At 48.7% G+C, this 17,778-nt stretch carries 20 protein-coding genes; 1 reads left to right on the top strand and 19 read right to left on the bottom strand.

Annotated elements, in window-relative coordinates:
- Nucleotides 1-102: 102 nt before the first annotated feature.
- The 10 genes from ACLR2L_RS02555 to rplM form a co-directional block, all read right to left on the bottom strand.
- Nucleotides 103-807, bottom strand: a complete 705-nt coding sequence (locus ACLR2L_RS02555; RefSeq protein WP_413365423.1) for a spondin domain-containing protein — start codon at nt 805-807, stop codon at nt 103-105.
- A gap of 9 nt (nt 808-816) precedes the next feature.
- Entirely contained in the window at nt 817-1,530 is a 714-nt protein-coding gene (locus ACLR2L_RS02550) for a spondin domain-containing protein (RefSeq protein ID WP_413365421.1), read from the bottom strand.
- 174 nt (nt 1,531-1,704) lie between these two features.
- Entirely contained in the window at nt 1,705-2,139 is a 435-nt protein-coding gene (locus ACLR2L_RS02545) for a ClpXP protease specificity-enhancing factor (protein WP_140958435.1), read from the bottom strand.
- Nucleotides 2,136-2,768, bottom strand: coding sequence for a stringent starvation protein SspA (sspA, locus tag ACLR2L_RS02540; protein WP_140958436.1), 633 nt, complete (start codon nt 2,766-2,768; stop codon nt 2,136-2,138). The genes ACLR2L_RS02545 and sspA overlap by 4 nt, the downstream gene beginning before the upstream one ends.
- A gap of 112 nt (nt 2,769-2,880) precedes the next feature.
- A complete protein-coding gene (locus ACLR2L_RS02535; RefSeq protein WP_413365418.1) occupies nt 2,881-3,615 on the bottom strand; it encodes a cytochrome c1 in 735 nt (244 codons plus the stop codon).
- Entirely contained in the window at nt 3,612-4,877 is a 1,266-nt protein-coding gene (locus ACLR2L_RS02530) for a cytochrome b (protein ID WP_140958438.1), read from the bottom strand. The genes ACLR2L_RS02535 and ACLR2L_RS02530 overlap by 4 nt, the downstream gene beginning before the upstream one ends.
- A gap of 1 nt (nt 4,878) precedes the next feature.
- The gene (gene petA, locus ACLR2L_RS02525) at nt 4,879-5,511 is read right to left on the bottom strand and encodes a ubiquinol-cytochrome c reductase iron-sulfur subunit (RefSeq protein ID WP_413365416.1); all 633 of its coding nucleotides are present in this window, start codon (nt 5,509-5,511) and stop codon (nt 4,879-4,881) included.
- A 459-nt stretch (nt 5,512-5,970) separates the two neighbouring features.
- Nucleotides 5,971-6,351 (bottom strand): glutathione S-transferase N-terminal domain-containing protein, encoded by a 381-nt coding sequence (locus ACLR2L_RS02520; RefSeq protein ID WP_413365414.1) that lies wholly within the window; start codon nt 6,349-6,351, stop codon nt 5,971-5,973.
- 139 nt (nt 6,352-6,490) lie between these two features.
- Complete coding sequence (gene rpsI / locus ACLR2L_RS02515; protein WP_140958441.1) at nt 6,491-6,883, bottom strand: 30S ribosomal protein S9; 393 nt, start codon at nt 6,881-6,883, stop codon at nt 6,491-6,493.
- 12 nt (nt 6,884-6,895) lie between these two features.
- The gene (gene rplM / locus ACLR2L_RS02510) at nt 6,896-7,324 is read right to left on the bottom strand and encodes a 50S ribosomal protein L13 (RefSeq protein WP_140958442.1); all 429 of its coding nucleotides are present in this window, start codon (nt 7,322-7,324) and stop codon (nt 6,896-6,898) included.
- Nucleotides 7,325-7,571: 247 nt separating this feature from the next.
- Here rplM and ACLR2L_RS02505 point away from each other — a divergent pair, with 247 nt between their 5' ends.
- A complete protein-coding gene (locus ACLR2L_RS02505; protein ID WP_413365411.1) occupies nt 7,572-8,489 on the top strand; it encodes a hypothetical protein in 918 nt (305 codons plus the stop codon).
- Here ACLR2L_RS02505 and mazG read toward each other — a convergent pair.
- From mazG to dsbC, 9 genes are all read right to left on the bottom strand, one after another.
- Entirely contained in the window at nt 8,486-9,301 is an 816-nt protein-coding gene (gene mazG, locus ACLR2L_RS02500) for a nucleoside triphosphate pyrophosphohydrolase (RefSeq protein ID WP_413365409.1), read from the bottom strand. The genes ACLR2L_RS02505 and mazG overlap by 4 nt on opposite strands.
- Nucleotides 9,279-11,459 carry a GTP diphosphokinase gene (gene relA, locus ACLR2L_RS02495; protein ID WP_413365406.1) on the bottom strand — a complete coding sequence of 727 codons (2,181 nt, stop codon included), beginning with the start codon at nt 11,457-11,459 and terminating at the stop codon, nt 9,279-9,281. The genes mazG and relA overlap by 23 nt, the downstream gene beginning before the upstream one ends.
- Before the next feature lie 85 nt (nt 11,460-11,544).
- A complete protein-coding gene (rlmD, locus tag ACLR2L_RS02490; protein ID WP_413365404.1) occupies nt 11,545-12,909 on the bottom strand; it encodes a 23S rRNA (uracil(1939)-C(5))-methyltransferase RlmD in 1,365 nt (454 codons plus the stop codon).
- A 3-nt stretch (nt 12,910-12,912) separates the two neighbouring features.
- A complete protein-coding gene (gene acpS / locus ACLR2L_RS02485; protein ID WP_140958648.1) occupies nt 12,913-13,293 on the bottom strand; it encodes a holo-ACP synthase in 381 nt (126 codons plus the stop codon).
- A 10-nt stretch (nt 13,294-13,303) separates the two neighbouring features.
- Nucleotides 13,304-14,056: a pyridoxine 5'-phosphate synthase gene (gene pdxJ, locus ACLR2L_RS02480; protein ID WP_140958447.1), complete on the bottom strand. Its 753-nt coding sequence runs from the start codon at nt 14,054-14,056 to the stop codon at nt 13,304-13,306.
- Between the two features lie 155 nt (nt 14,057-14,211).
- Nucleotides 14,212-14,907: a DNA repair protein RecO gene (gene recO / locus ACLR2L_RS02475; RefSeq protein WP_140958448.1), complete on the bottom strand. Its 696-nt coding sequence runs from the start codon at nt 14,905-14,907 to the stop codon at nt 14,212-14,214.
- Nucleotides 14,908-14,928: 21 nt separating this feature from the next.
- Complete coding sequence (locus ACLR2L_RS02470; protein ID WP_413365401.1) at nt 14,929-15,198, bottom strand: hypothetical protein; 270 nt, start codon at nt 15,196-15,198, stop codon at nt 14,929-14,931.
- Nucleotides 15,195-16,922, bottom strand: a complete 1,728-nt coding sequence (gene recJ, locus ACLR2L_RS02465; RefSeq protein WP_413365399.1) for a single-stranded-DNA-specific exonuclease RecJ — start codon at nt 16,920-16,922, stop codon at nt 15,195-15,197. Before recJ ends, ACLR2L_RS02470 begins: the two co-directional genes overlap by 4 nt.
- A gap of 109 nt (nt 16,923-17,031) precedes the next feature.
- Nucleotides 17,032-17,760: a bifunctional protein-disulfide isomerase/oxidoreductase DsbC gene (gene dsbC / locus ACLR2L_RS02460; RefSeq protein WP_413365397.1), complete on the bottom strand. Its 729-nt coding sequence runs from the start codon at nt 17,758-17,760 to the stop codon at nt 17,032-17,034.
- Nucleotides 17,761-17,778 lie beyond the last annotated feature (18 nt).

Raw genomic sequence — 17,778 nt, 5'->3', positions numbered from 1 at the left:
GTCGAATTGCCTGACTGGTTCACTATGAAGCCAGGCTCGCTGCTTTATACTATGGGCTAAAACAGCGTAACTCTTATCCAACAGACAGGAAAAGCTAACGAATTATTCCACGCGGGTAATAATTAATCGGGCTACCGGATTATCAAACCGGTGTTCAGCCATTAACACTGATCCAGGCAAGCCATCCTGAGAGGACACAACCCCGGGGTGATAGCTCACGGTGTCAGCATCATCACGTTCAGCATTAAATCCTTCACCACCATCCGCCGGGCCCGGAATAGTGCCAGCGACTTCATCATTTGCTTCTGTACCCGCATCGTAGACTGGTAACATCATTGTGATTGAATCATGTACCGCTAACTCAGCGAGCGATTTGTTTGTTATGCCGGTAAAGGCATCGTTGGTATTCACCAGCATGGTGACTACTGTAAGGTAAGCAACATCATCTTCGTCGATAGTAAATTCAAAGCCTTCTGAATATCCCGGAGGTAATGGTGCAAGGCCTGTTTCAGCCATAGTTACACCGTCCAGAATCATCAATTCGCTGTTATCACCGCCCTCTGCCAGTATTTCCAATGGTACAGATGCTGATTCACCCACTTCCCATAATCGCTGGTCATTGTGAATTAATGCGGTAACAGGTGAAAATGGCTGGGATTCTGTCACATTCAGCAATCCCAGATAGTAGGTTCGCGTAACCGGTTCCGGCTCAGGCGTATTGCGCTTATTGTCGTTGTGATCACAAGCGGCAAGTAACACCGAACCTATGCCCAGTAGCACCACATTTCGTAACGTTGAAAGCTTCATGACGCCCCCTTATTCCGTAACGGTAATAGTGACTTTAGCCACCGGATTTAGCCAGCGCTGAACGGTGTTTTGAATATCACTCTGGCCCGCCATCATATCAGCGTCACCTAAGTTACCAGGATGAACGTGAACCATTGCATTATTGATGGTTGAAGTAACACCACTGCCGCCGGTACCAATCATATCTTCTAACGGTGGAGGAACAGGCATACCCGGCGTACCTGGTGAGCCGCCACCCCTAATTTCATCGTTCGCTTCTGTACCAGCGTCATAGGCATTCAGATAAACCGTATAAGTGCCTGCTTCCTGTGGAATTTCCCAGGTATCTAAACCAATAAATCCATCGTTAGTTGGCAACATCATTGCCACGATAGAAAGATATTCATTTGACTCCGACGTGGAGAATGTTGCGCTGGTTGACATAGTAGGCGCTAACAGTCCTGCAGCTGGATTACTGATGATGTTTGCGTTGTATGCCATTGCAGCGGTTTCCAAACCAGAAATATCACCACCTTCTGCCATCGACTGAAGCTCTGTAGTTGCGGGATCACCTACTCTGAAAAGCTGTTGATCAAAAGGATGAGCAGCAACCAGAATAGGCGTAAAGTAAATCCCACGAGTGAGGTTTTGAATCTCTAATTCCACATCTACAGCATGGGCCTGAACAGCCGCACCGGCCAGGCCAGCAGCGAGCATTAAACGAAATAGGTTTGAACGTTTCATTGTATCTCCTTACAAGGGTCAAAAGCGGTCAGCTGACATTCACTGACGCGTGGTAAGGAAATAATGCGTGATAGGTTTCGCGAAATTATCACAGAAACATCACTATTTTATATCTGCGCAGGTTTTGATCACACGGCAAAAAAAATCCGGCGAATGCCGGATATTTAGGATGTGTTACTTAACCACTTTCAGGTTTGGTTTGCCTGTTGGCTTTGGCGGAACCTGGGGTGGCACTTCCGCGTCGGTTTTAACTTCGCTGATTGATGAAGCACTGTCTGTTGACTCCTCAACAGGCTCAGCAGCAAACACAGTTCCCGCGCCGTTTTCTCTGGCGTATATCGCCAGAACAGCATGGCAAGGCATGCTTATACGACGAGGCTGACCTCCAAATCTGGCCTGAAATGACAATCCATCAGTATCCAGATAAAAATTCACGCAGGCAGACGGTGAGATATTAAGTACTATCTGACCGTCTTTCACAAACTCCAGAGGCACTTCCACTAATTCGTTGGTGGCGTCTACCACTATATATGGCGTGAGATTGTTATCAACAATCCAGTCGAAAAACGCACGCAATAAATAGGGTTGGTTTGACGTCATTTGGGTCATAGCGGATTGTGGATTTCGCGTTCTTGATCGGTCAGCGATGCTTTAAACGAGCTACGGGCAAAAATGCGATTCATATAAGAATGAATGTCTTTGCTGCCATTGCCTGATAGCTCAATGCCCAATGCAGGCAAACGCCATAACAACGGAGCAAGATAGCAATCAACCAGGCTGAATTCTTCACTCATGAAATAAGGCATTTCAGAGAAAACAGGAGCCAGACTCAACAGCGCTTCACGCAGTTCATTTCGCGCCGTATCTACGTCGCCTTCACCACGGAAAATTTGTGCTGCCAGGCTGTACCAGTCTTGTTCTATGCGGTGCATCATCAGGCGACTTTGACCACGAGATACAGGATAAACCGGCATTAATGGAGGATGCGGAAAACGCTCATCAAGGTATTCCATGATGATGTGCGATTTATAAAGCACCAATTCACGATCGACCAACGTTGGTACCGTACCATACGGGTTAAGTTCAAGTAGATCCTCAGGCAGCTTGCTGGGGTCAGTGTAGCAGATTTCTACGCCCACACCTTTTTCCGCCAATACGATGCGAACCTGGTGACTGTAGATATCAATTGTGTCTGAGAACAACGTCATGATTGAACGTTTATTCGCGGCTACGGCCATTCATTCTCCTCCGTCAGAGATACGTTTGAAACTGTTCACTTTAACACCCGATTAAAGTGAAAAAAGGGGGCGAGAAGCCCCCTGTCGGTCATTATACTATAAATCAGTTTAATTAGTGCACATCTCGCCAGTATTCTTTTTTCAGCAAGTATACAAATACAAACAGTACTAAAATGAATACCAAAACCCATTTACCGATGGCTTCAGACTCTAAGCGGAACGGCTCGCCGGTGTACTCGAGGTAGTTAACCAAATCAAGCACTGCCTGGTCATATTCAGCCGTAGTCATGCTGCCGTCGCCGTCGGTCTTAATACCCACGTGACGCATCACTTTTTCGCCATCTACCAGTGCTTCTTCCTCAGTCATGCGCGGTGTACCTTGCAGAGGTTGCAGTACGTGAGGCATACCCACTTCCGGGAACACAGTATTGTTTACACCGAAAGGACGCGACTCATCAACGTAGAACGAACGCAGGTATGTGTAAATCCAGTCTGCACCACGAACACGGGCTACCAGCGTCAGGTCTGGCGGCGCAGCACCAAACCAGACAGCAGCTGACTCAGCCGGCATTGAACGCGTGATGTAATCAGAGATTTTTTCACCCGTAAACTGCAGGTTTTCCTGCGCCAGATCTTCCGGAATACCCAGGTCGTTAAAGGTACGCTGATATCGTTGGTACTGCTGAGCGTGACAGCCCAGACAGTAGTTCATGAAAATCTTTGCACCACGTTGTAACGACGCTTTGTCGGTTAAATCATAGTTTGCTTTGTCCAGGTGAACGTTACCGCCAGCGGCCAACGCAATACCAGGTACTAAGAAAGCCAGAATACAAATTAGTTTTCTCATTTAGGGATCCTCGCTGGAACTGGTTTTGTGGTCTCATTTTTACTGTAAATAAACAGCAGAATGAAGAAACCGAAATACATTACTGTCAGTATTTGTGAAGCAGTAATTTTCCAGTTTTCCTGCGGTGTACCACCCAGGTAACCCAAGAAGATAAACACAATGGCAAACACGATCAGGTTAGTTTTGTGCAAGCCACTGCGGTAGCGCCATGACTTCACTGTGCCACGGTCGAACCAAGGCAACAGGAACAGGAAGATGATTGCGCCAAACATTGCAATTACACCAAACAACTTGTCCGGAACCGCTTTCAGAATCGCGTAGAACGGCGTGAAGTACCAAACCGGGAAAATATGCGCAGGCGTTTTAATCGGGTTAGCAATTTCAAAGTTTGGATGCTCCAGGAACTTGCCGCCCATTTCAGGAGCGAAGAACAAGATGTAAGTAAAGCCAGCCAGGAAGAAACAGAACGCAACCAGATCTTTCAGCACTATGTGCGGGAAGAATGGAAGAACGTCGTCAGCAATGTCGTATTTGCTGGTGTAGTATTCGTGAATTTCAAACTTGGTTTTTTCGTCTTCTGATAAGCTGCCTTTCTTATGCTTAATCGCCACGCCGTCAGGGTTGTTAGAACCCACTTCGTGAAGTGCAATGATGTGCAGGAATACCAGAATGACTATAACCAGAGGCAGTGCGATAACGTGCAATGCGAAGAAACGGTTTAGCGTAGCACCAGAGATAACATAGTCACCCTGGATCCACTGAACCAGGTCAGGACCAATTACCGGAATGGCACTAAATAGCGATACGATTACCTGTGCACCCCAGTAAGACATTTGTCCCCAAGGCAGTACGTAACCCATGAATGCTTCTGCCATCAGCGCAAGGTAAATCAGCATACCGAAGATCCACAGCAGTTCGCGTGGTTTTTGGTACGAGCCGTAAATCATGCCGCGGAACATGTGCAGGTACACTACGATAAAGAACGCAGAAGCACCGGTGCTGTGCATGTAACGGATGATCCATCCGTAATCAATCTCACGCATGATGTATTCAACTGAAGCAAATGCGCCTTCAGAAGTCGGATTGAAATTCATGGTTAGCCAGATACCGGTAACAATTTGGTTTACCAGTACAACAGTGGCCAAAAACCCAAACACGTACCAGAAGTTCATGTTTTTGGGTGCTGGGTATTGGATGGCGTGCATGTTTGCCACGCGCATCATTGGGATACGGGCTTCGATCCAGGCTAAAAACGCTTGCATGTTATACAACCTCCGCTTCTGAACCGATAATAACCGTGTGGTCATTCACGTACTGATAAGGGGGTACTACCAGGTTTAATGGAGCAGGTACGTTTTCAAATACGCGACCAGCCATATCAAACTTAGAACCGTGACATGGGCAGAAGAAACCGTCTGGTACGCCTTCAACGTATTCTTCAAAAGCACCATCTTTCATATGCTGTGGAGAACATCCAAGGTGCGTACAGATACCAACCAGGATCAAATATTCTTCTTTAAGTGAACGATACTGATTCTTCGCAAAAGCAGGCTGCTGCTCATTTTCAGAATTAGGGTCGCGTAGCTGATCTTCGTGTTTGCCAAGTTCAGCAAGAATCTCAGTGGTACGACGCACAATCCATACCGGCTTGCTTCGCCACATAACACGAATCAACTGACCAGGTTCAATTGCACTGATATCTACTTCAACATCAGCACCGGCAGCTTTAGCTTTTGCACTTGGATTCCAAGACGCTATAAAAGGTACGGCTGCACCGGCTGCACCTACCCCACCAACAACACACGTTGCTACGGTCAGGAACCGACGACGCGGATTGTCTTGCGGCTTGTCATCACTCAGCGCAGACTCTTTTGCATCTACAGACACATTGCTCATCCACTTTTCTCCAGGTTTTGGATAATATGAAACTGACAATCACCTACCTAGGTCAGTGTTTATCGGTATTCATGGTACTTATCGTGTTACTCGCTCTTGGCACTTTTCACAGTTCGGCGATTTCACGAAAGAAAGTCAAATTTTTCGACCGAAAATGATAAAAGAAAACCCCCTCAAAACACAAGGAATTACTGGAATTAACTGGATAAATAGTTGTAAGGTTTGAGCCCCATCAAAGCCGATGAGACGAAAGTCGTAAACCTGCACACTCCTCATCACATATTTTTTACATCGATTTATCATTTCCTGTAACGTCTTGGCAATAATGTGTTTTACGCCTCACAGTGTAGATTACCTTAAAAGATAACGACGGAATTTATTGCCCATTCACAGCATTTATTTTGTTCAGTAATTCGGATGTTTGTGGTTAACACACAGCGGGGTAACCGCGTTGGTTAATCAGGAAATGGAAAACTGCTTGTTGAGATAAGCAATGATCTCACCTGATTCATACATCCACTGCTCATCGCCATTAGGATGACGAATGTGCAAACAAGGTACCTGAACTTTGCCACCGCCCTGGAGGAGCGTATCTCTGAAAGGAGAGCCTTGTACCGCACTGCGTTTTTCAACAGGCACATTCAGCTTGTAAATCGCTCTACGGGTTTTGATACAGAACGGACAAGCAAAGAAATGATACAGCGTAAGGTGTTTAGCCGCTTCATTTGCCTTCAGTTGTGCTTCGGGAGTGCGTTTAACGCGGCTCCAGCGCGTTAACACATCTACCGATACAATGACCAGCCCAAGGGCGTTTCTAACCAGTTTAATCAACATGTTCATCTACCACTCAAATATTTTGTACACCAGTAAATACAGTGCGCAAGTAAATACAGTGCGCAAGTAAATACAGGGAAAAGCGCGATTAGATCTAAAAAAAAACCCGGCAGATGCCGGGTTTTTTGAAACCAGATAAAACGAATTAACGTTTTGAGAACTGAGGCTTCTTACGTGCTTTATGCAGACCAACTTTCTTACGTTCAACGCGACGCGCGTCACGAGTAACAAAGCCAGCTTTGCGCAGTGCCGGACGAAGTGTTTCGTCGTATTCCATCAGAGCACGAGTGATACCGTGACGGATTGCACCAGCCTGACCGTTTGAACCACCACCAGCAACAGTGATGTAAAGGTCAAACTTCTCAGTCATTTCAACTAACACAAGTGGTTGACGAACAACCATACATTCAGTTTCACGACCAAAGTACTCGTCAAGAGCACGTTTGTTTACTGTGATGTTTCCTGTACCTGGACGCAGGAATACACGAGCAGTAGAACTTTTGCGACGGCCAGTGCCGTAATATTGAGTATCTGCCATGTGAGTAACTCCTTAGATGTCCAATACTTGAGGTTGTTGTGCAGCGTGCTTGTGCTCAGCACCTGCGAAAACTTTTAGCTTGCGGAACATTGCACGGCCCAGAGGACCTTTTGGCAACATACCTTTAACCGCTTTTTCAAGTACCATTTCTGGCTTGTGAGCGATCAGCTTCTCAAAGTTCGTTTCTTTCAGACCACCGGGGTAACCAGTGTGCGAGTAGTACATTTTGCCCTGAGCTTTATTACCAGTTACAGTAATTTTCTCTGCATTGATCACTACAATGTAGTCACCAGTGTCAACGTGCGGTGTGTACTCAGGCTTGTGCTTACCACGTAAACGCAGAGCGATTTCTGAAGCTAAGCGGCCTAAAGTTTTGTCTGTGGCGTCTACCACGTACCAGTCACGTACAACCGTTTCTGGCTTTGCAACAAAAGTTTTCATTTTTAAATTTACCCGAAAAATATTCGTCGTTACTTAGGTTTTTTGTAAAAACCCCCTGAAAAATCAATATTCGGACCCCTTCGAATCCACTGATTTCTTCCACTTTCCCAAAGTGGGTGTAACTGGGCAGGGCGCGAATTATACAGTAATTGCCCAAAAAGCGAACCCCTATTTTCTATTTTTTTCATTGGTAAAAACAAAAAAACTCCTCTAGCCTTAAAGGGTTTGTTTATATTCGATGTAGTACATGAAAAAACTCTCCGTATTTGTTGTTTTAATCACCTTATTCGTACCGCGTGCTCAGGCCTCCGAGCCGGGTGAAGTCATTTTCACACGCGCCTTTGCAGATGACGCCTACGGCTATTATCATGCGCAGATACTTCAGCGGATACTGGAACTTACCCCCGAATTTGGTAAGGCGGTTGCCGTGCCCCACCCGCAACCTATGCCGCAAGCCCGTCAAATCATAAAATTACAAGCTGGCGAAGGCGACGTAATGTGGAGTGCGACTTCCAATGAGCGGGAACAACAATTGTTACCGGTTCGATTCCCACTGCTACAAGGTTTGGCAGGCTACAGGGTATTGGTTATCAACGCTTATAAACAGGCTCAGTATCCAACGACGTTAACCAAAGCTGATTTACAAAACCTGGTGGGCGTACAAGGCAATGACTGGCCGGATTTAACCGTGTTAAGACACAACGGGTTCAAGGTAGAAGGGGCGCAGTGGAGTTTATGGTTTCAAACCATGTTCACAGCAGTTGAAAAAGGCATGGTGGATTATTTTCCTCGCAATGTCATAGAAGTCAGTAATGATCTTGAAAGGCACAAGGCCAAGCGTATTAAACTCGAAGATAATTTTATTTTGCGATACCCCAGCTACGAGTATTTTTTTGTATCACCACTTAAACCAGAGTTAGTGAATCGTTTGCAAATCGGGTTATTGCGCATGCTGAATATCGGTGAATTGAAAGTGCTATTTGAAAAACACGACAACCATAAAAAGGCTATGCTGCTGGCAACGGATCCTAGTCGCATTATGATTGAACTCAATAATCCTGATTTAGCTTACAAGTATACCAATCCACTGTGGGGAAACGACGCCACAGAAATGCGCCAGCTACTTGAAGAAGCCATATTGAAAAGCACGCAAACCGCCAACTAGCGCTCTTTTAGTTTTGCCTGTTGCCACAGGCTTTCCATCTCATCCAGACTTAACTGTGTCAGGGATTGCTGTTTATTGTGCGCAGCCTGCTCCACCTGCGCAAACCGCTTTGCGAACTTCAAACTGGCTCTGCGCAAAGCGGTATCGGCATCAACACTGGCATGCCGGGCTAGATTAACCATTGCAAATAACGCATCGCCAATTTCTTCTTCCAGCCGCTGTTGATTAACCGTTACCTCATTGAGTTCGGCCTGAATTTCTTCAATTTCTTCGTTTACTTTGTCGAGTACGGGTGCAATATCAGGCCAGTCAAAGCCCACCTTGGCACATGCCTTTTGAATTTTCTGCGCGTACATTAACGCCGGTAGTCCTGTGGGGATGTCATCAAGAATGGACGAATGTGTGTGCCTGGCTTTGGACTTTTCCTGCGCTTTTATCGCATCCCATTGGGCTGCCAGTTCCGATTCACTGGTGGTCGCGTCCGCAAACACATGCGGATGCCGGCGTTCCATTTTGTCGCTGATCGCGCTGGCGACACTGGCAAAATCAAACGCTCCCTGCTCCTTGCCAATTTGCGCGTAGAACACAATCTGAAATAACAGGTCGCCCAGTTCATCGCGAATCTCCGCAATACCGCCACGCTCAATCGCATCAACGGCTTCGTAGGCTTCCTCTATGGTATAGCGGGTAAGCGACTGCATGGTTTGTTGCACATCCCAGGGACAGCCCTTTTGCGGGTCGCGTAAACGCGCCATCATGGTTAGCAGGCGTTCAAGGGCCTGCGCCGGTTCAGTTGGCTTTTCGTCTGACATCCAGCACATCCTTAAGCTGCGTAAGACGAGACATCATCCGCGACAATGTATTCAAATCGGCCACTTCCACCGACAACGAAATAAGCGCGGTTTGCTGGGCTTTGTCGCTTAAACTGTTCACCCCAAGCAGCGCCACGCCTTCGTTTGCCAACACGGTGGTAATGTCTCGCAGTAAACCAGTGCGATCGGTGCAATACACGTCAACGGCAGCTTCAAATCCCACATTGAGTTCGTCTGACCAATTCACCTCAATCTGGCGTTCAGGATGCTGAGTTAACAGATTCTGCAGTTGCTCACAACTCTCTTTGTGCACACTTACACCGCGCCCTTGCGTGATGTAACCCAAAATAGGCTCACCCGGTACCGGCTGGCAACAATTAGCCAATTGACTTAGCAAATGGCCAACCCCTTCCACCACCACAGAGTCTTTCTTGCCTTTGCTGCGCGCTACTTTTCGCGTTTTCAGCTTCGGACTTAATTCGGGTTCAACCGGCGCAGGGGCTAACAATTGCTGCAGATAATGAACAACCGACATCACGCGAATATCGCCGGCGCCAATCGCTGCGTAGAGTTCATCGAGCGAAGGCATATTGAATTTTTCGCAGGCTTCTGACGCCTTTTTGAGGGCAATATGCGCTTTTACTAACTCTCGCTCCAACAATTCTTTACCGGCTTGCTGGTTCTTTTCTTTATCCTGCTTTTTAAAGAAACTGTGAATAGTTGCGCGGGCACGCGACGAATGCACATAGCCCAATCCGGGGTGTAACCAGTCTCGCGACGGATTTGGCTCCTTGCCGGTAAGCACATCGATTTGGTCACCACTTTGCAACTGATACGTGAACGGCACAATGCGCCCGTTGATTTTAGCGCCAATACAGCGATGCCCTACGTTGCTGTGAATATAGTAGGCGAAATCCACCGGCGTAGAACCCTGTGGCAAATCGATTACGTCACCTTTGGGGGTAAACACGTACACCCGGTCGTCGAATACCTGACTGCGTAATTCTTCTACCAGATCGCCTGACTCGGCCACTTCTTCCTGCCATTGCAGAATTTTCCGTAGCCAGTTGATCCGTTCATCATAGCCCGATGCTTTGCCGGTACTACCTTCCTTATATTTCCAGTGCGCAGCTACACCCAGCTCCGCATCCTGATGCATTTTCTGGGTACGAATTTGAATTTCTACGGCCTTGCCTTCAGGCCCAATAATTACAGTGTGAATAGACTGATAGCCATTGGCTTTTGGCGTGGCAATGTAATCGTCGAATTCGTTGGGGATATGCTTGTAATTGGCATGTACCGTACCCAGTGCCGCATAACAATCCTGCAAACGTTCGGCAATGATACGCACTGCGCGAATGTCGAAAAGCTGTTCGAAGGTAAGATGCTTTTTCTGCATCTTTTTCCAGATACTGTAAATGTGTTTGGGGCGGCCATACACTTCGGCTTTGATGTTTTCATCATCTACCAGCGATTGTAATTCGGCCACGATATTGTTTATGTACTCAGCGCGCTCGCGGCGTTTGCCATCGAGCTGCTTGGCAATTTGCTTGTAGGTTACCGGGTGTAAATAGCGAAATGCCAGATCTTCCAGTTCCCACTTTAACTGACCAATGCCCAGCCTGTTTGCCAAAGGCGCATAAATAGTGGCGCATTCACGTGCCACCATAACCCGGGTTTCTTCGTCGGCTTTTTTAACCTGCTGCAGCGCACAAATGCGCTCGGCCATTTTTATCACCACCGCGCGCACATCTTCCACCATTGCCAGTAACATGCGGCGAATGCTGTCGATGTGTTGTTCATCTGACGCGGAAAATTTACTCGCTGATTGTTTGCGGTTGTGCAACGAGCGAATGGCATCCATTCTGCGCACGCCTACAATTAATTGCTCTATTTCCGGGCCAAAGGTTTCTTTTACCTCGGCATCGGTAAGCATGTGCTGCTGACAGTACGGAAACACCAATGCGGCCTGCAGGGTAGCGTCATCCATGTTCAACTGGTGCAGGATCTCAACCATTTCCTGTCCAACCAGCAATTGTTCCGGCATGTGCGAAATTTCACGCAACTTCTGACGTGTTACTTCAGACATATCCAGACTGGCCAGCCATTGTTCAAACGGTGGCCGCTGTGCTTCATGCACTTTACGGGTTGAAACCATTATTCTTCACCAATTGTCCTGCGTCATTTATTTATTAATGCAGCTTAAAACGATAAGACCGCGCTTATTCGTGTTGTGTTCCGGCTTAATCACAGGTTAGCAGCATCATCATCTCGATATGCTGTGTAAACGGGAACATTTCCATCAAGCCAACCTTACTGATGCGATAGCCTGCCGCCAGCAGCGGCGCAATATCGCGATCCAGTGTCGCCGGGTTGCAAGATACATACACGATTGACGGTACCTTGTGTTTAGCTAATTGCTCACACACAGTGTGCGCGCCTTCCCGCGAGGGGTCCAGTAACACTTTGGTTGTATTATTAATTGCTAGGGCACTCACCACCTGATGATCGGAGAGGTCCTCGCAGCGCCATTCGATATTGGTAATGCCCTGTTCCTGAGCACAGGCGTCTGCGCGTTGCACCATTGTGGCAACCCCTTCAACCGCCGTAACCTGTTTTACCTTTTTTGCAATAGGCAAACTGAAATTGCCCAGCCCGCAGAACAGATCCAATACCGTATCCTGTGGCGATAACGCCAGCCAGTTCAGGGCCTGCTCAACCATTGCCAGATTGACCTGATGATTTACCTGCACAAAATCTTCGGTAGTCACAGACACATAACAACTATCGGATGTGGCGCAGGTAAGGCTGTCCCTTTGCCCCCGCAACACCACGCTGCCTGAGTCGCCATAATCGGCACGAAGCAACAGATTATGTGTTTCAGCAAACGCTCGCCAGCTATCGAGATCCTGTTGAGGCAAGCGCTGAGTTACCCGGCAAGTAACCGCAATGGCATTATCGCTTTCGAGTAAGCTAATATGGCCGAGTAAATCGGCGCGCTTTAACTGCTTCAGTTGTTGGTGTAATGCAGGTAACAGGTTGTTAAGCGGACTGGTTAATACCGGGCAATGCGGCACATTCACAATGGCTTTCGCACCCGCCGCCCTGAACCCTAGTTTAATATCGGAAGGGTCACGGGCATCAATCGCCAAACGGGTTTTACGCCGGTAACCAGGATGCGGACTTACAATGGGTGTTTGCCAGGGCAATGCCGCTAATTTGTGATGGCGTCGCAACTGCGAGTCCAGCGCATCCTGCCGCCAGATGAGGGCTTGTTCCGGCGCGACATGTTGCAGTGAACACCCGCCACACTGGTTAATCAGCGGACAAAAAGGGGCTATACGGTGCTCTGAGGCTTGTTCAATTTGAATCACCTCGCCTTCAAAAACCTGTTTTTTTTGTTTGCTTACCAACACCTTGCAGGTTTCGCCAGGCAATGCACCGTCGGCAAACAACACCGGTTGATGACTGCGACTCACACCTCGTCCCCGCGCATCCCAGGTGTCGATGGTGGCAGTTACTGTTATCGCCGGACTTTTAGCAGCAGACGATCTACGTGACGACTGAGGCCGGGATTTACCCCGTTTAGGCTGATATGAACGGGCCATAGCTTAGCGGGTTTCCAGAATAACGGTTGCGACGGCGTAATGTTGCTCGTCCGACAAGGATACGTGCCAGTGCGCGATCCCGCGCTGCTCACACAACGCAGCAAACTCGCCGCTTACCTGCAACTCAGGCGCGCCAAGTGCATTATTTGTGATGCACATTTGTTGCCAGCCAATACCCCGTCCAATGCCGGTACCCAGCGCTTTCACCGCCGCTTCTTTGGCTGCAAATCGCTTAGCCAGATAGCGTTCTGGCTGACTGTGCGACTGATAGCAGGCAAGTTCCGCGTCGGTGAGTACGCGTTTTGCCAGGCGATCACGCTGCGCCTGATCGCGATTTAACCGTGCAATTTCAACAATGTCGGTACCGATGCCAGCAATGGCCATACTCACTAACTCAGCGTTGTTGCAGTAGCGCGCTGGTGCGGGCTTCCTGCATTAATTTACGCATATCCGCCACGGCATTGTGCAGTCCGTCGAATGCTGCACGTGCCACAATAGCGTGACCAATGTTCAGTTCCAGAATTTGCGGAATAGCCGCAATAGGCTTTACGTTGTGGTAATGCAATCCGTGACCCGCGTTAACCTGCAAACCCAGCAAGTGCGCGTATTCAACGGCTTTGCGGATCTGGCTTAAATACTGAAGCTGCTGCGCTTCGCTGGTAGCATCGGCGTAGTGACCAGTGTGAATTTCTATAAAGGGCGCACCCGTGGCTTTCGCTGCGTCAATTTGCCTTTCATCGCCGTCGATAAACAGCGATACCAGAATGTTAGATTCAGCCAGACGCTTACACGCATCGGTAATACGGCTCAGGTTACCCGCAACATCCAACCCGCCTTCGGTGGTGAGTTCTTCGCGCTTTTCGGGCACCAGACAGCAAAACACCGGTTTAACCTGTTCGGCAATACCCAGCATTTCTTCGGTTACCGCCATTTCCAGATTCATACGGGTTTTGATGGTCTGCGCCAGAATGTGTACGTCGCGGTCTGTAATATGACGGCGATCTTCACGCAGGTGTACTGTAATACCATCTGCGCCCGCACGCTCTGCGATATCGGCGGCATGCACCGGATCAGGATAAGAAGTGCCACGTGCATTGCGCAGCGTTGCAATGTGATCAATGTTAACGCCAAGAAAAATATCGTTCATTACCAGAAGCCTGTAGGGTAAAAATGCGCGGCAATTGTACCAGTGATAGGCTTGTCGATAAATATCGGGATGCGCTGCGGTAATGATATTGTGCGTATAAATTGTAATTGCAGCTGCAATCCTTGTTGCTAGCAGGATAGATTACAACACTGCTGCTAACGCCCGGCCAGAAACAGTTCCCGGCTTTTAAGTGGCTTATCGCCTATAAAGGGCTGAAGCACCTGACGGGTGAGGCGCTTGGCGGTTTTCAGGGCACTACTGGTATACTCGCCCTCTGCCAGCGACAATAAGTCCTGACCCAGGTAGCTGTTTCGTCCGGCTTGCGCCACTGCACTAAAACCCTGCTCGGCAAAATAGTCGTACCATCCTTGCGGGTGAATAGGCGCATCGGAAAACGCCTCGGCCGTCATATCCGGGATCACGCCCAATTCGGCGATTAATGCCATTTCAAATTCGCGTAACGGACGATCAAGCTGTGCGGTATTTTTTAAATTGTCCAGCGTATTGCCATACGTTTGATACAGCATTTCTGCCGCCAGGCCCTGGGGCAAAACCCGATTGGTGAGTTCGTTAACGTAAAAGGCGCAGTAAAGCGCATCGCCGGTTACGTTGAGCGCCGGCGCAGCGGCTTCAATTTGCGTTAAATTTTTTAAATCTGATTTACCCGATAGCTGAATGCGCAGCGCCTGAAAAGGCTGAAGCAGGCTGCGCTTGTCTGATTTAGCCCCGCGCACACCTTTAGCCACAGCGCTGACCCGCCCTTGTTCATAGGTAAAAAAATCCACCAGAAAGCTGGTTTCCCGGTAGGGGCGTCGGTGCAACACATACGCATTAAGCCAGTTTGGGGTCATGGTTAAACGCTGGCTCCTTGCTTAGGCACGCTTAATTCGAACGACTTTCATTTGTTCAAACGCCATGCCCGCCACGGTTTCGCTAACAGGATAGTAAGTCAGATTTACCCGCGCGCCTTTTAACGACTGATATGGCTTGCCGCGTTTGAATACAAATGGCACATCCACCCCCTCTATCATCAGCGTATGACGTATCCAGTCACCCTCCTGACGTTGCGTGTGCGATACCACCTTCACATTTTCAGAATGGGTAAGAGAAGGATGTTTGGCGAGTAATTTGTCAACACTCATAACGGGGCAATGGCATCCACCAACAGTTGTAGTGACTCCCGGCCACGGAAAAAATTAATGTCCAGCTGGTAGGCTATTTCTACCTGGCGAATCGACGCGTTTGGCCAGATGTGAGTATCGATATTAAATGCAATGGCGTCAAACTCCTCGCCACTATGCGGATGAGCCAGCACCATTTTTAAGTGGCGCTCACCGACTATGCGTTGTTGCACCAGATGGAACACACCGTCGAACAACGGCGGCTGAAATCCCTGACCAAACGGGCCGGCCTGACGCAGTAGTTGCGCAACATCCAAACTCAGCTCGGTATCTGCCAGCTCGCCGTCAGTGACAATTACATGAGGATCGCCAATATGTTTGAGCGCTTCACCCGCATACCGGGAAAATACGCGAGTAAACTGATCCAGTTGATCTGCCGGAATCGATAATCCGGCTGCCGCCGCATGGCCACCAAATTTTATAATTAATTCAGGATTCGCAGTATGAACGGCGTCGAGCAGGTCACGTATGTGCACCCCATCAATTGAACGCGCAGACCCCTTGAGGGTATCGTCATCCTGCCGGGCAAACACGATTACTGGTCGCTTGTTCTTGTCTTTTAAGCGTCCGGCTACAATGCCAATCACGCCCTGATGGAATGCCTCGTCGAACAACACGATAGCGTTAAGCGCACTGCCGCCCTCGCCAAGTTCAAGCGCCGCAAGCGCCTCCTCGGCTTGTTGTTTCATATCCTGTTCAATGGTTTTTCGCTGTTGGTTTAAACTGTCCAACTCTGCGGCCAGTGCTCTTGCCTGCATGGCGTCAGTACACAATAAGCACTCAATACCTGCTGCCATATCATCAAGTCTACCCGCCGCATTTAACCGAGGCCCCACAACAAACCCCAGGTCAGATGCCGTGATCCTGGCCGCCTGACGCTGCGCCACATCCAGCATGGCTGTGATCCCGGGGCGGCAACGCCCGGCCCGAATTCGCTGTAACCCCTGATGCACCAGAATCCGGTTATTTTGATCAAGTACTACAACATCGGCCACTGTACCTACCGCCACAATATCCAGATAATTTGCCAGGTTAGGTAACGGGCAGCCCGCGCTGGCGAACCAGCCACGCTGATCGAGTTCAGCCCGTAAGGCGAGCATCAGATAAAAGGCAACGCCCACACCAGCCAGGGATTTGGAAGGAAAAGTACAATCTGGTTGATTGGGGTTAACGATTGCATCGGCATTGGGCAGTGTGTCGGCTGGTAAGTGATGATCGGTAACGATGACTTTTATGCCCAGCGCTTTAGCTCGCTCTACCCCTGCGTGACACGCAATACCATTGTCTACCGTAATAATCAGCTGGGTACCGCGCTCTGCCGCTACATTAACGATTTCCGGCGACAATCCGTAACCAAAATCGAAACGATTTGGCACCAGATAATCCAACCTTGTTGCGCCCATTTCAGACAGTGCCAGCATGCATAACGACGTACTGGTCGCACCGTCTGCGTCGAAATCGCCAATAATGGTGATCATCTCGTTGGCTGCCAACGCATCGGCAATCAGGCCGGCGGCTTTTTCACTATTCAGCAGTTCGCTGTAATGCAAAAGCGCTTTGGCACCGGTATCTAACTGCGCTGGCGTGGCAATTCGCCTACCGTTATAAATGCGGGCAAGTACCGGATGAAGATTAACTGGCAGTGGTGTTGACGCAAGTTCGCGTCGTTGAATTGATAAACCCATGAAACGCCAATGATGATTGAGTTTGCCGCACAATCACCCATTGGAGTTTATGCGGCAATGATTGAGCTTATTGCACCGATGCAGGCATTGCACATCAGCACACTGGTAGTTATCCCGCAATGTCCTGCAGTGCAGCCAATAATTGCTCTGGAGGCTGGTAGCCTGGAATGATGGTCCCGTTAGACAAAATAATATTGGGTGTGCCGTTTACACCAATACTGCGACCAAACTGGAATTGTTTGGCGATATCGTTGCTACAGTTAGCCGCCACAACGGTTTCACCGTTTTTAGCGCTGGTCATAGCGTCTTTTGGATCGGCTGCACACCACACATTTACCATCTGACGGTATGTAGGACTATTCAAGCCTGCGCGGGGATAGGCAAGGTACCGCACTGTGATGCCTGCATCGTTATAGGCGCCCACTTGTTCATGCAGCTTTCTGCAATATCCACAAGTGGTATCGGTAAATACCGTTACCACGTATTTTTCGCGTTTGGCCTTAAATTCAATGTAGGAATGATCAAATTGCTTAAGGCCTTCTATGCGCATGTCTGCCAACGCAATCTCGGTTTCGTTGCGCATTTCCTCATCGAGGTTATAAATTTTAGCCTGCAAAATATAGGTACCATCGGCGCTCACATAGAAGAGCCCGTTTTCAGTGCTCACCTGAACCAGGCCGCGTACCGGCGAATCAGCAATGGCGTTTACTTCCCATTGCAGGGTAGATTCAATCTTCGCTTTGATGTGATCATTTGCAGCATTAGCCAATACGTTTGCCTGAGCGCCACACGCTATTACACTCAGGATCACGGCCACGCCGCGGGAAAACAATCTCATACTTACTCCTGTGACTGG

Source organism: Alteromonas sp. AMM-1, from assembly GCF_047290655.1.
GTDB classification, from domain to species: domain Bacteria; phylum Pseudomonadota; class Gammaproteobacteria; order Enterobacterales; family Alteromonadaceae; genus Alteromonas; species Alteromonas mangrovi.
The sequence above is the reverse complement of the archived record's forward strand: the minus strand, read 5'-3'. Positions and strand labels throughout refer to the sequence as shown.

Coding starts and splice junctions, on each gene's coding strand:
- ACLR2L_RS02555 (WP_413365423.1), bottom strand. CDS start 807: ATGAAGCTTTCAACGTTACGAAATGTGGTGCTACTGGGCATAGGTTCG.
- ACLR2L_RS02550 (WP_413365421.1), bottom strand. CDS start 1,530: ATGAAACGTTCAAACCTATTTCGTTTAATGCTCGCTGCTGGCCTGGCC.
- ACLR2L_RS02545 (WP_140958435.1), bottom strand. CDS start 2,139: ATGACCCAAATGACGTCAAACCAACCCTATTTATTGCGTGCGTTTTTC.
- sspA (WP_140958436.1), bottom strand. CDS start 2,768: ATGGCCGTAGCCGCGAATAAACGTTCAATCATGACGTTGTTCTCAGAC.
- ACLR2L_RS02535 (WP_413365418.1), bottom strand. CDS start 3,615: ATGAGAAAACTAATTTGTATTCTGGCTTTCTTAGTACCTGGTATTGCG.
- ACLR2L_RS02530 (WP_140958438.1), bottom strand. CDS start 4,877: ATGCAAGCGTTTTTAGCCTGGATCGAAGCCCGTATCCCAATGATGCGC.
- petA (WP_413365416.1), bottom strand. CDS start 5,511: ATGAGCAATGTGTCTGTAGATGCAAAAGAGTCTGCGCTGAGTGATGAC.
- ACLR2L_RS02520 (WP_413365414.1), bottom strand. CDS start 6,351: ATGAACATGTTGATTAAACTGGTTAGAAACGCCCTTGGGCTGGTCATT.
- rpsI (WP_140958441.1), bottom strand. CDS start 6,883: ATGGCAGATACTCAATATTACGGCACTGGCCGTCGCAAAAGTTCTACT.
- rplM (WP_140958442.1), bottom strand. CDS start 7,324: ATGAAAACTTTTGTTGCAAAGCCAGAAACGGTTGTACGTGACTGGTAC.
- ACLR2L_RS02505 (WP_413365411.1), top strand. CDS start 7,572: ATGAAAAAACTCTCCGTATTTGTTGTTTTAATCACCTTATTCGTACCG.
- mazG (WP_413365409.1), bottom strand. CDS start 9,301: ATGTCAGACGAAAAGCCAACTGAACCGGCGCAGGCCCTTGAACGCCTG.
- relA (WP_413365406.1), bottom strand. CDS start 11,459: ATGGTTTCAACCCGTAAAGTGCATGAAGCACAGCGGCCACCGTTTGAA.
- rlmD (WP_413365404.1), bottom strand. CDS start 12,909: ATGGCCCGTTCATATCAGCCTAAACGGGGTAAATCCCGGCCTCAGTCG.
- acpS (WP_140958648.1), bottom strand. CDS start 13,293: ATGGCCATTGCTGGCATCGGTACCGACATTGTTGAAATTGCACGGTTA.
- pdxJ (WP_140958447.1), bottom strand. CDS start 14,056: ATGAACGATATTTTTCTTGGCGTTAACATTGATCACATTGCAACGCTG.
- recO (WP_140958448.1), bottom strand. CDS start 14,907: ATGACCCCAAACTGGCTTAATGCGTATGTGTTGCACCGACGCCCCTAC.
- ACLR2L_RS02470 (WP_413365401.1), bottom strand. CDS start 15,198: ATGAGTGTTGACAAATTACTCGCCAAACATCCTTCTCTTACCCATTCT.
- recJ (WP_413365399.1), bottom strand. CDS start 16,922: ATGGGTTTATCAATTCAACGACGCGAACTTGCGTCAACACCACTGCCA.
- dsbC (WP_413365397.1), bottom strand. CDS start 17,760: ATGAGATTGTTTTCCCGCGGCGTGGCCGTGATCCTGAGTGTAATAGCG.